The 11,631-nt window shown below is 61.5% G+C and carries 15 protein-coding genes; 11 read left to right on the top strand and 4 right to left on the bottom strand.

The genetic code is table 11. The features are described from left to right. Positions 1-39: 39 nt before the first annotated feature. A protein-coding gene (locus tag AC0GNO_RS18810; protein ID WP_472903721.1) for an IS3 family transposase occupies positions 40-1,241 on the bottom strand; the annotation gives its coding sequence in 2 pieces (ribosomal slippage) (positions 40-971 and positions 971-1,241; 1,203 coding nt in all). Between the two features lie 63 nt (positions 1,242-1,304). On the opposite strand from AC0GNO_RS18810, the gene AC0GNO_RS18805 reads away from it, so the two are divergent. The 11 genes from AC0GNO_RS18805 to AC0GNO_RS18755 all read left to right on the top strand — a co-directional run bounded on the left by AC0GNO_RS18805 (position 1,305) and on the right by AC0GNO_RS18755 (position 9,205). Continuing rightward, positions 1,305-1,493: a hypothetical protein gene (locus AC0GNO_RS18805; protein ID WP_472905062.1), complete on the top strand. Its 189-nt coding sequence runs from the start codon at positions 1,305-1,307 to the stop codon at positions 1,491-1,493. A 7-nt stretch (positions 1,494-1,500) separates the two neighbouring features. Continuing rightward, positions 1,501-1,872: a hypothetical protein gene (locus tag AC0GNO_RS18800; RefSeq protein ID WP_472905061.1), complete on the top strand. Its 372-nt coding sequence runs from the start codon at positions 1,501-1,503 to the stop codon at positions 1,870-1,872. Between the two features lie 767 nt (positions 1,873-2,639). Then, the gene (locus tag AC0GNO_RS18795) at positions 2,640-3,029 is read left to right on the top strand and encodes a hypothetical protein (RefSeq protein WP_472905060.1); all 390 of its coding nucleotides are present in this window, start codon (positions 2,640-2,642) and stop codon (positions 3,027-3,029) included. Continuing rightward, complete coding sequence (locus AC0GNO_RS18790) at positions 3,026-3,850, top strand: TOBE domain-containing protein (protein ID WP_472905059.1); 825 nt, start codon at positions 3,026-3,028, stop codon at positions 3,848-3,850. Before AC0GNO_RS18795 ends, AC0GNO_RS18790 begins: the two co-directional genes overlap by 4 nt. A 29-nt stretch (positions 3,851-3,879) precedes the next feature. Further along, positions 3,880-4,266, top strand: coding sequence for a NifB/NifX family molybdenum-iron cluster-binding protein (locus tag AC0GNO_RS18785; protein WP_472905058.1), 387 nt, complete (start codon positions 3,880-3,882; stop codon positions 4,264-4,266). Positions 4,267-4,298: 32 nt separating this feature from the next. After that, entirely contained in the window at positions 4,299-5,051 is a 753-nt protein-coding gene (gene modA, locus AC0GNO_RS18780) for a molybdate ABC transporter substrate-binding protein (protein WP_472905064.1), read from the top strand. 5 nt (positions 5,052-5,056) lie between these two features. Further along, a complete protein-coding gene (gene modD / locus AC0GNO_RS18775) occupies positions 5,057-5,899 on the top strand; it encodes a ModD protein (RefSeq protein WP_472905063.1) in 843 nt (280 codons plus the stop codon). A gap of 10 nt (positions 5,900-5,909) precedes the next feature. Further along, entirely contained in the window at positions 5,910-6,581 is a 672-nt protein-coding gene (gene modB / locus AC0GNO_RS18770) for a molybdate ABC transporter permease subunit (RefSeq protein ID WP_472905057.1), read from the top strand. Next, the gene (modC, locus tag AC0GNO_RS18765) at positions 6,578-7,651 is read left to right on the top strand and encodes a molybdenum ABC transporter ATP-binding protein (protein ID WP_472905056.1); all 1,074 of its coding nucleotides are present in this window, start codon (positions 6,578-6,580) and stop codon (positions 7,649-7,651) included. The genes modB and modC overlap by 4 nt, the downstream gene beginning before the upstream one ends. Before the next feature lie 697 nt (positions 7,652-8,348). Further along, positions 8,349-8,747, top strand: coding sequence for a hypothetical protein (locus AC0GNO_RS18760; RefSeq protein WP_472905055.1), 399 nt, complete (start codon positions 8,349-8,351; stop codon positions 8,745-8,747). A gap of 62 nt (positions 8,748-8,809) precedes the next feature. Beyond that, positions 8,810-9,205: a hypothetical protein gene (locus AC0GNO_RS18755; protein ID WP_472905054.1), complete on the top strand. Its 396-nt coding sequence runs from the start codon at positions 8,810-8,812 to the stop codon at positions 9,203-9,205. Between the two features lie 80 nt (positions 9,206-9,285). Here AC0GNO_RS18755 and AC0GNO_RS18750 read toward each other — a convergent pair whose 3' ends face one another. From AC0GNO_RS18750 to AC0GNO_RS18740, 3 genes are all read right to left on the bottom strand, one after another. Beyond that, positions 9,286-9,600: a hypothetical protein gene (locus AC0GNO_RS18750; RefSeq protein WP_472905053.1), complete on the bottom strand. Its 315-nt coding sequence runs from the start codon at positions 9,598-9,600 to the stop codon at positions 9,286-9,288. 530 nt (positions 9,601-10,130) lie between these two features. Further along, on the bottom strand, positions 10,131-10,436 hold the full coding sequence (locus AC0GNO_RS18745) for a hypothetical protein (RefSeq protein ID WP_472905052.1): 306 nt from the start codon (positions 10,434-10,436) through the stop codon (positions 10,131-10,133). 134 nt (positions 10,437-10,570) lie between these two features. Next, entirely contained in the window at positions 10,571-11,299 is a 729-nt protein-coding gene (locus tag AC0GNO_RS18740) for an AbiV family abortive infection protein (protein WP_472905051.1), read from the bottom strand. Positions 11,300-11,631 lie beyond the last annotated feature (332 nt).

The following is an 11,631-nucleotide window of genomic DNA, read 5'->3' as shown; positions in this document are numbered from 1 at the left end:
TGACCTTGCCCTCGTTTGGTGTAGCTCTTAGCCCGACGATTACGCGGCCTTTTTGCGCTGTGCCTCGTACCAGCGTTGCTCGAACTGCATCGGGCTGAGGTAGCCCAGCGAGGAATGAAGCCGGCGGTGATTGTAGAAAGCCATCCAGTCCATCACAGCCTGTTTGGCCTGCTCTCGCGTGGCGAACTTGTGCCCATGCACGCTGGCCGTTTTCAGGCGGCCCCAGAAGCTCTCGGTCGGCGCGTTGTCCCAGCAGTTGCCCTTCCTGCTCATCGAGGAACGCATCTTCCAGTCTTTCAAAGCATCCTGGAATTCGCCGCTGCAATACTGGCTGCCCCTGTCGCTGTGGAATATCAGACCAGTCGGCGGGCGCCGCCGCCACCACGCCATGGCCAGCGCGTCCTTGACCAGGCCCGCCTGCATGTGCGGCTGCAGGCTCCAGCCCACCACCTGACGGCTGAACAGGTCGATGACCGCAGCCAGGTACAGCCAGCCCTCGTCGGTGGCGATGTAGGTGATGTCTCCACTCCACAGCTGGTTGGGTGCCTCGGGGGTAAAGCGCCGCTGCACCAGGTCTGGTGCCACCGGCAGACTGTGGCGGCTGTCGGTGGTGACCACAAACTTGCGCTTGGTTCTGGCACGGATACCGTGCTGCTGCATCAACTTGCGCACCCTGTCCTTGCCCACCCGGATGCCCCTGGCCAGCAGTTCCTTGTGCATCCGAGGCCAGCCGTATTCCCCCTTGACCTCGGCGTGGATGGCGCGGATGTGTGCCAGCAGTGCTTCGTCGCTGTGGCGCCCGCCGGGCCTGCCAGCGATGTCCTGTGGGCGGCGCAGCCAGTTGAAGTAGCCGCTGGCGCTGACCTCCAGCACGCCGCAGGAGACGCTCACCGGGTACTGCTGCCTCATTTGGTGAATCCAGGCGTACCTCGCAGCGTGTCCTGCGCGAAGTACGCCGCGGCTTTTTTTGCGATGTCGCGCTCCATCCTCAGGCGCGCAACTTCCGCTCGCAAACGCGCTATCTCCATCTGCTCGGGCGAGACCCCCACGGCCTTGTTATCGCCCCCAGCGCCGCTCAACGCGCCTTTGGCTGCCTGGCGAACCCAATTGCCCAGACTGGCCTTGGGGATCCCCAACACCTTGGCCACCACAGCAATGGCCTGACCGGCGCTCACCTGACGGACCGCCTCCAACTTGAACTCCTGCGTGTACTGCGCACGCACCTGCTTTGCTGCTGTCATTCCTTGACTCCTTGTCGGTATTTTCAACAAGGACTAAGAACTCCACTTTTCAGGGGCAAGGTCATGCTGCAGGCCGCGCTGGCCTTCAACGCCAGCTCGTGTGCCTTGTCGAACTTCGCGCAAGACCAGGCGCCCGACGCCGAGACCCAACGCGCCATCACGCTCGACCTGGCCGCCGCCTGGCGCGAGTTCGCCATCGAGCTCAACGCCCGGTTGCTGCAGACCCATCCCGTGGCGGCGGTCAGCGTCTGAAACATCCATGAGCCAACCCATGCTGCACAGCGCCTTGTTGGGCCTGATCCAGAACGCCTGCGAATCGGTGCTGATCCTGGTTGAACAGCTGCAGCGCGAAGAGTTGATGCGTTCGCGCCTCACGCGCACCGAGGTGCAGCGCCAGCTCGCCACCCTGGCCGCCAGCGTGGCCCAGATCGAACCCGAACAGCGCGCCACCATGCCCGAGCTCGACTGGTCGGGCTGGGCGTTGATGCGCGTGCAGCTTGCCGGCCCACCCGGCGAAACGCTGAACGAAGCCCTGTGGTTCGCCAGCCAGTCGCTCGTGCCTGCAACGCTGCTGTGGTTGCGGGTGTACCGGCAGAGCCAGCCCGATCTGTTTCGCATGAGTCTGGCCTGAGGGTCTGAACGTACTGTGGTGTGCGGGGAGCCTTGCGGGTGCAGCACCTCGCGGCTGCGGCAGGCGCTGCCCGGTGGGGGCTCATCCGGGGTGGTCGGCTGCGCCGACTTCGCTGTGTCCGCCCGTCTGGGGTCGGCGCGGCCAAACTCGCGCCGTTCGCTGCGCTCTCTCTGCTCAGACAGTGGCCACGAGTCAGTCAACGAAGCGCGCACTGGCGCGCCCGGCCCCACACGGGCGGACACAGCCACCCCGGAACATCGCCCCCACCGGACAGCGCCTGCCACAACAAGAGACGGATGGGTATTCCAACGGTGGCGCTCCAACCCCCCTGTTTGCCAAGGCGTGTGCGCTCAGGCCGCAGCGCGCCATGTGAGGCGCCGAGAAGCGCAGGGGCCGTGGCCGCGCGCGCAGCGCGCTTCGTCATCTGACTTGTCGCACTTGTCTGAGCGGAGAGAGCGCAGCGAACGGAAGCGAGTTGTGCGACGGGCCGCGGCCGCGAGCATCGCAGGGAAGTCGGCGCACAGCGCCGACCGCCTCACCCAAGCGCTGTGGCCTGAGCGCGCACGCCTTGGCATCGCGAGGTGCAAGGAGCGAGATCTGCGTTCAACCAAATGAGCACAGAGAAGAGACAAACGTTCTCTTCAAAAGCTGGCCCACGTTTTGCAAACCAGACCAACAAGTCACGCAAACGTGGACGTTGTGTAGCAAAGCACACAACGCTGTCGAAAGACCCGTTGTTTATGTCGTGATCGATACAGGAGACCGTCATGTCCCAACCGTTGTACAACCCGCTACCCAACGACTGCCCCGCGCGTGGCCAAGCGGTGGCGTGGATGGAGGAACTGCCGTCCGACCTGGTCGGGCTGGTCGTGGCGCCGGTGAGCTTTGCCGTCGAGCGGGAATACGAAATCGTGGCCGACCGCAGCCTGGGCCTTGACGCCGAAGGCCAGGCCTGCTTCTGTGCCTTCCGCTACGTGCAGACGGCGCTGCGCTCGGACGATGACGAGATCTTTTACGAGGCCCCGGTCTACGCGGAAACCGTGACCGCCTGGCGCCTGCCCGACAACCGCTGGCTCGCCAGCCACAAGGTGATCGACCGTTTCGGCGCTGGCGCGGTCATCCCCCGGCTCTCGCTCAGCCGGGGCATGCCGCGATGAATGTGGCAAGCCAGCCCCTGATGGGCAAGCTGATGATCGACACCGCCATGGGCAGCTTCCTCGGCGACAAGCGCATCCGCCTGCTCGAAGCCATTGCCCAGCACGGCTCCATCCTGCAGGCCGCCAAGGCCGTGCCCATGGCCTACAAGGCCGCGTGGGACGCGGTGGACGACATGAACAACGTGGCGCCCGAGCCGCTGGTGCTGCGTGCCACCGGCGGGCGCAACGGTGGTGGCAGCGAGCTCACCGCCTTTGGCCGCCGCCTGATCGCCTTCTACCGCGCGCTCGAGCAGGAGTCGCAGGCCGCACTCGCGCGCCTGAGCGGCCAGCTGGCGCAGCGCGGTGAACCCGACATCGCCGAATTCCGACAGGTCCTCCGGAGGCTCACCATGAAAACCAGTGCCCGCAACCAGTTCGCCGGCCCCATCGGTGCCATCCGCACCGGTGCGGTCGAGAGCGAGGTCATCTTGAAGCTGGGGCCGTCGCTGGAGCTCACGGCCATCGTCACCAACGAGTCGGTGCAGAACCTCGGCCTGGCCGAGGGCCGCGACGTGCTGGCCTTCGTCAAGGCCTCGTCCATCGTGTTGGTGGTGGAAGAGGAGGGCGCGCGCGTCTCGGCCCGCAACCGCTTTCGCGGGATGGTGCAGAAGATCCACCACGGCCCCGTCAACACCGAGGTCACGCTGGACCTGCCCGGCGGCCACCACGTGCTCACCGCCGTGGTCACCGACCCGAGCGTCGAACGTCTGGGCCTCGCGGTGGGCCAGCCCGTCACCGCGATCTTCAAGGCCTCCAGCGTTTTCCTCGTCTCCACCGACTGAACTCCATTCGAACAAACCAAGGACCTTTCATGAAAGTCGCCATCGCCACCCACAAGGCCTGGAGCCAGGTCAGCGGCCACGCGGGCCAGGCCCGCGAGTGGCTGCTGTTCGATTGCCAGCCCGACGTGCCGATGCCCGAGCCGCAGCGCATCGCGCTCAGCAAGGAACAGCTGCCACACCACTTCAAGGACGACGGCCCGCACCCGCTGCACGGCGTGGACCTGTTGATCGCGGGCAGCGCGGGCGACGGCTTTCTGCGCCACATGGCGGGCTGGGGTGCGCAGGTGTTGCTGACCGGCGAGACCGACCCGCGCGCCGCGCTGCAAAAGGTGCTGGCCGGCGAGGCGCTGCCCGACACGCGCTTCGACGTCACCACCGCGCTGTGCAAGGTGCGCGACCTGTTTTCCCGTCATTGAGTTTTCTTTTTCCAAGGAGTGTTTCCGTGACGATCAAGCCTTTCATCTCTTCCCTTCTCGCCGGCCTGTTGCTCGTTGTCTCAACGGCCCGCGCCGACGAAATACCGGTCGCCGTGGCCGCCAACTTCACCGCGCCGTTCAACAAGATCGCGGCCGAATTCGAAAAAAATACCGGCCACAAGGTGCTGTCGTCCTTCGGCTCCACCGGCAAGTTCTACGCGCAGATCAAGAACGGCGCGCCGTTTGAAATATTGCTCGCAGCCGACGACGAAACGCCAGCGAAGCTGATCAAGGAAGGCGCCGGGGTGGCCGGCAGCCAGGTCAGCTACGCCATCGGAAAGCTGGTGCTCTGGTCGGCCAAACCGGCGGTGGTGGACGCCCAGGGCGAGGTGCTCAAGCGCGGCGGCTTCGATCACATCGCGCTGACCAACCCCAAGCTCGCGCCCTACGGCGCTGCCGCCGTGGAAACGATGAAGAAGCTCGGCGTGCACGGCAGCCTGTCACCCAAATTCGTGACCGCCGAAACCATCACCCAGACCCACCAGTTCGTGAGCAGCGGCAACAGCCTGCTCGGCTTCGTGGCGCTGTCGCAGGTGCTCAAAGACGGCCAGATCGAAGGGTCGGCCTGGGTGGTGCCAGCCAACCTCTACACGCCCATCCGGCAAGACGCGGTGTTGCTGACCCCGGGCAAAGACAAGGCCGGAGCGGTCGCGCTGCTGAAATACCTGCAGGGCGCCAAGGCCCGGGCGGTGATCAAAGCCTACGGCTACGAGCTGGGCCAGTGAGCACCATGCCGGCCGCGCTGAGCGACGACGAGCTGAGCCGCCTGCTGCAGGACGACACGCCCTGCGGCGACCTCACCACCGAGAGCCTGGCCATCGGCGCGGCAGCGGGCCGGCTGGACTTCACCGCCCGCGCGCCCATGGTGGTGTGTGGCACGGAAGAGGCGGTCCGGCTGTTCGAACTGGCCGGCGCGCGCGTGCACCTGCTGGCCGGCTCGGGCACCGCGCTGGCCGCGGGCGAGAAGCTGCTCATTGCCGAAGGCAGCGTCGCCCAGCTGCACCGCGCCTGGAAGACCGCGCAGACCCTGGTGGAGTGGGCCAGCGGCATCGCCAGCTCGGCGGCGGCCATCGTGGGCGCAGCGGGGGGTGTGGCCGGCGGCGTGGCCGTGGCCTGCACGCGCAAGAACGTGCCCGGCACCAAGGCCATGTCGGTGAAAGCGGTCAAGGCCGGCGGCGCCGTGATGCACCGGCTGGGCTTGTCCGAGACGCTGCTGCTGTTCGCCGAGCACCGCCTGTTTCTGGACGAGGCACCGGCGCACACGGTCGCCCGCCTGCGCCGCGCCCAGCCCGAAAAGAAGATCGTGGTCGAGGTGGGCGACGGGGCCGAGGCACAACGCTGGGCGCAGGCCGGGGCCGACGTGTTGCAGCTCGAAAAGTTCAGCCCCGCCGCGGTGGCCGACTGCCGCCGCGAGATCGACGCCTTGCCAGCCCGGCCCCTGCTAGCCGCGGCCGGCGGCGTGCGGGCCGACAACGCCGCCGCCTATGTGGCCGCAGGTGCGGACCTGCTCGTGACGTCGGCGCCGTTTGCCGCGCCACCGCGCGACGTGCAGGTTCATTTCTTCCAGCGCTGAAGGACGCCCCATGCTCACCCCTGATGACCTCGCCGCCGTCTGGCTCACGGTCAAGCTCGCCGGCCTCACCACCGTGCTGCTGCTCGCGCTGGGCACACCCGTCGCCTGGTGGCTCGCGCGCACGCCCTCGCGGCTGAAGGGTCTGGTGGGTTCGGTGGTCACGCTGCCGCTGGTGTTGCCGCCGGCGGTGCTGGGCTTTTATCTGCTGGTGCTCATGGGCCCCGAGGGGCCGGTTGGCCGGCTCACGCAGGCGCTCGGCCTGGGCCTGTTGCCCTTCACCTTTGCCGGTCTGGTGGTGGCCTCGTGCCTGTATTCCATGCCCTTCGTGGTCCAGCCGCTGCAGCAGGCTTTTACCGCCATCGGCCGCGCGCCCATGGAGGCGGCGGCCACGCTGCGCGCCTCGCCACTGGACGCGTTTTTCACCGTGGCGCTGCCGCTGGCGCGGCCGGGTTTCATCACGGCAGCGGTGCTGGGCTTTGCCCACACGGTGGGTGAGTTCGGTGTGGTGCTGATGATCGGCGGCAACATCCCGGGCAAGACGCAGGTGCTGTCGATGGCGATCTACAACCACGTGGAAGCGATGGAATACGACAACGCGCACTGGCTGGCCGGCGGCATGCTGGTGTTCTCTTTCGCCGTGCTGCTGTTGCTCAACAGCCGGGGCTGGAACCGCACAGCATGAGCATCGAAGCCCGCTTTCAACAAAGCTTCCCTGGCTTCACGCTCGACGTGGACCTGCAACTGCCCGGCCGCGGCGTGACCGCGCTGTTCGGCCCCTCGGGTTGTGGCAAGTCCACGCTGCTGCGCTGCATCGCCGGCCTCAACGCCGCGCCCAGCGGCCGTTGCGTGGTCAACGGCGAGGTCTGGCAGGACGGCGCGCAGGGCCTGCCCACGCACCAGCGGCCGCTGGGCTACGTGTTCCAGGAGCCGCAGCTGTTTGCGCACCTGAGCGTGAGCGCGAACCTGCAATACGGTCGCAAGCGCACCGCAGGCGCGGCCCAGCAGGTGGCGTGGAGCAGGGCCATCGAGCTGCTGGGCATTGGCTACCTGCTGGAGCGCCGCACCGCCGGGCTCTCGGGCGGCGAACGCCAGCGCATCGCCATCGCGCGCGCGCTGCTCACCAGCCCGCGCCTGCTGCTGATGGACGAGCCGCTGGCCGCGCTGGACCTGGCGCGCAAGAACGAGTTCATGCCCTACCTGGAGCGCCTGCACCGCGAGCTGGACGTGCCGGTGATCTACGTGAGCCACGCGCCCGACGAGGTGGCGCGGCTGGCCGACCACATCGTGGCGATGGAAGCGGGCCGGGTGCTGGCCTCGGGCCCGCTGGCCGAGGTGTTGTCGCGGGTCGATCTGCCCATCCGCCTGGGCGAAGACGCGGGCGTGGTGCTGGAGGGCGTGGTGGTCGAGCGCGACGCGGCCTGGAGCCTGGCCCGGGTGGCGTTTCCGGGCGGCTGCCTCTGGGTGCGCGATGGCGGGCAGACCCAGGGCGCCACGGTGCGCATCCGCATCCTGGCGCGCGACGTGAGCCTGGCACTGTCGCCCGCGACCGACACGAGCCTGCTCAACAGCCTGCCGGTGGTGGTTGACCAACTGGCCGACGACAGCCACCCGGCGCTGGCCTTGTGCCGCCTGCGGGTGGGGACGTCGTCGTCGCTGCTCGCGCGGTTGACGCGGCGCTCGGCGGCCAGCCTCGGGCTGGCACCGGGTCAGCCCGTCTGGGCCCAGATCAAGGCGGTGGCCTTGATCGGTTAGGGCAGGGTTGAGAGGGGGTGGGGCGAAAGAGGCGTTGGGTGCTCGGAGAACTCGGTCAGGAAAGATTGTGCAAAATCACAGGATTGAAGCAGAAGTTATGCCAGCTTCATAGGAAAAACAAACAAAATTAACGACTTGCGTATTTAACTGGATTAAGTTCGGTAGATTGCCCCCCGGCACGGGGCTTTGATGCGATAGCATCAGAACAGTTTTGAGTTACAGGATTGACTATGCCCCACCCAATCGTTCCTTTTCTTGCCATGACTCTTGTAGTTGCCGGATGCGTCACACCGCCGGAAGACCACGGGAGGTATTTCCAAATGTACAAAGGTAGAGCCATAGTGACGGAGGTAGATAACCTCACCGCCGCTGGATGCAGAGCGTTCAAAAATGAACTCGAAAGGCAGGACGTGTCGAAGGGTCGTACCCAGGAAGGAACTGTGCATACCTGCTCTTCTGAGTCAACGCCTAGGAGCGCCCTCCCTGTGAAGGCCACTTTGAGTCATGCGAGTGATGAAAGAACCTTGGAAATGTGGGTATGGTCAATGGCTGCTTGTCAAAACATCGCATCTGAAGAGATGAAGAAAGACAGCAAGGCGAAGGTTGTTTGTGAGGTCGAAAAGTAATGATCCCTCGCTCCCCGGCACGGGGCTTTGATGCGATAGCATCAGAACAGTTTTGAGTCGCAGGATTGATCATGCACCACCCAATCGTTCCTTTGCTTGCCATGACTCTTCTAGTTGCCGGATGCGTCACATCGCCGGAGGGCCGCGGGCGGTACTTTCAAATGTACATAGGTGGAGCCATAGAGACGGAGGTGGATAGCCTCACCGACGATGGATGCGGAGTGCTAAAAAATGAGTTCATCAAGCAGCGCGAATTGGCGAAAGCTGATACGACACGAACCGAGCTCACTTGCTCTTCTGAGCCAACGCCTAGGCGCGCCCTACCTGTGAAGTACACGTTGAGTTATGCGAGTGAAGCGAAACCTTGGACGATGTGGGTATCGTCAATGGCTGAGTGCCAAAAGGTCGCTTTCGACGAGATGAAGAAAGACAGCAAGGTGAACGCCACTTGTGAACTCGAAAAGTACTGATCCCTCGCTCTCCTGGATTATTCCAGGGCCGACGTTAGTTGTTATCAGTCGCAGGATTTACTATGAACCACCCAATCGTTCCCTTGTTTCTCATGACTCTTTTCATAGCAGGATGCGTTACACCACCAGAAGGCTACGGGCGGTACGTTCAGATGTACAAGAACGGAGTCATTGCAATGGAGGCCGATGCCATCACCAACAGGGAATGCAGAGCGATCACAAACGGGCTAAAAAAGCAGGAAGTGTTGAAGGACGACCAAGGAGAAGCCGTATTCATATGCTCTTCTGAGCCAACGCCAAGGAGCGCCCTACCTGTGAAGTACACATGGACGTACGCGAGCGCTGCGAGACCTTCGACGATGTGGGTGTGGTCAATGGCTGCTTGTCAAGAAATCGCTGCCAAAGCGAAGGAGGAGGACGGCAAGGTGAAGACTGCTTGTGAGGTCGAAAAGTACTGACTCTTCGGACCCAGTTGCCCGGCGAAACAAACAACGCAACGTTGCCACCGACGGCTTTAAGAACAAGAATCCAAGCCGGGTCAGAGCTCCTCGTTCGGGGCCATTCGCGTTGGCGACACATGCTCAGTGAATACCCAGGTGTTGCCGTCCCGTTTACCTTCTACACAGCGTAGATCATCGTCTTGGTACCCCATGTCCGCACAGCCGTTGTAGGCAGAGTGCTCAAACCCGTAGTGAACGCGTACGGACTGTTCATCAAACTCTACGGATTCCAACGTGATGCTATTCACCGTGGCGCGAGCATCCTGCACATCTAGATCAAGCGCTTCTCTTAGCTGGCCGGGGTTGCCTTCGTGATCGTCTTCGATCAACTCCCTGGAGTAGTCTTCCAGCATGGAATTGACGTGTTTGCCGGAATATCGATGCGAATCTCTTTAACCATGATTCCTCCTTTGAACGGTAGTGAAAGGATGCATGCTATGGGTTTGACGTTTATGCGATGTATACAGCTGAAACTCGGCTGCCTCCATAGAAGTGAAGCCGTATGAATGTCTTTTTTTTCAATCTTGACGAACTGATAAGAGGACACATCAGGGGCGCTAATCGATCAGACTCTTGGCATATAAAGTGAAGTCCATATACATCCTTATAGACGGTTATGAGCAGTCACCAATGGACTTTCTGATAATCCCTGCGCTCCAATAGGAATGAACGCAGCGAGCCCAAGCAGATGAATCCGAAAAAGACAGGTATGTGCACTTGCGCGGCGAAACTTCATGCCTACATTGGCGAGGATTTTTACTACCGGTACATTTCTCTTGCACTTTTTTGATTACCTTTTCCAGGAATTTTTGATTCTGCATGTCGTCAGTAAAAATGGATTTGGAAACCAAAAACACTATTGCAAAAATAGCCAATTTGGCTTTCATCGCTGTGACCTCATGGCGTTTAGTTTGGAGCAACCAAAAACCTGTTGTTCATCGAAACTGATTTCGTCGTCGATTTTCATCCCCTTAAATTTGACATCTGACACCTGCTCGAAGCCCATGATTTTTCCCACAATCTTGCCGTTCAAAGTGACTGCCTCTACCTTGCATAGGACCGTGATGCTGTCACTTTTCAGGGTTACGCTATCTCCGATTTCGACGGTGCTCGGGGTACTTATTCCAACGAAAATAATCCCACGACCATCGAGCCGCGATTCAAGGGTGTCAGATGATAAGAGTTTCATAGTCAATTCCTTTTAAGGGTTACCGTTGGAGGTGGAAAGAGCGTTAGGGTCTTGCATTTTGCCCAGTCGAAGCAAAAGGCAAGACCTGATTCCCAATCTTTTGACTCGAGCGAAAGGTTCGGCGTTGCCGCGCGCTAATGCAGCGACTGTTCATCAGAGTCCTCATCCTCAATTGGAAAGAGTAGATTTGCCAGTTCCTCTCCAGCTGCTGACATGGTCGCGTGTTGTTCCTCGTTCATCTTCGAGCGCACTTCCTGTGCGACATAGATGTATCTTGCTAAATTGCCTCCTTTAAGTAGGAAGTCGAGCGTAGTCACCGCACGCCAAGCCAGCATGAAGACGGCTTCTGCAATATCTCGTGTTACAGCGTCGTTGGGTGTGAGAAACCCATTGTCAACAGGTTGGGAGTAGAAACCTACTTGCTTCCAATGGTCAAGCTTCGAGAAACCCTCACCACCCAGGAGATCAAACACAGCATTTCCGCGATCCTTCAAGTCTTTAGCACTAATTGCGACTGCTTGCATGAAGCGCTTCTCTGTAGAGTAGCGGGGATCTACTGATGCAATGTTATTCAGCAGAAGCGGCAGCAGTTCTAGAGCTGAAAGTTTGGCGGCATGGCTCTTGAGTGACTTGGAAAATGCCTTTGCTCTGTGGTCGTCAGGTCGAGCGTAAAGCAATCCGTCGGCGCAGAAGAGTTTTCCAATCTCTTCTAACGCGAGTACTGAAAGCGAGAGCGTTCGAGCAATGTGCCCGTGATCGAAAAGCAGTTTCGCCTCTGTTACCAGATCTTGGGCGTTTGTCCAGCATGCTCGGAATGCATCCTCGACGAAGTCAAGGCTGTTTCTGTAGTGACGGCGATCCATAATTTTCTTTGCTAGGCCTAACGTGTTATCGAAATGCGGTGATGCCGTATAATATGGGGTCTAATTTTAGGCATAACATTCGTGCGATTCGCATAGTGCAGTTTCTCTCGGGTAATTGGTCAATTGTTTTCAGCATCATTCTGCGCGATGCTGCATTTAACCCGCATTAACAAGACCGAGAAAGAAGTCAAACTGGTCGCTCGAAATGTACCCCGCTTATTTTGGTCGTGTGTGCAATGTATCTGCGATGGGCGCATGGCCCTTCCGCCGAGAATGCCTACGCCAAGGCCTCAGCGAGCCACCGCGCCAAAGCCTGCCTCCGTGGCGGCGCG

This window comes from Hydrogenophaga sp. L310, from assembly GCF_055703065.1.
This window is presented reverse-complemented; position numbering and strand designations above follow the sequence as displayed.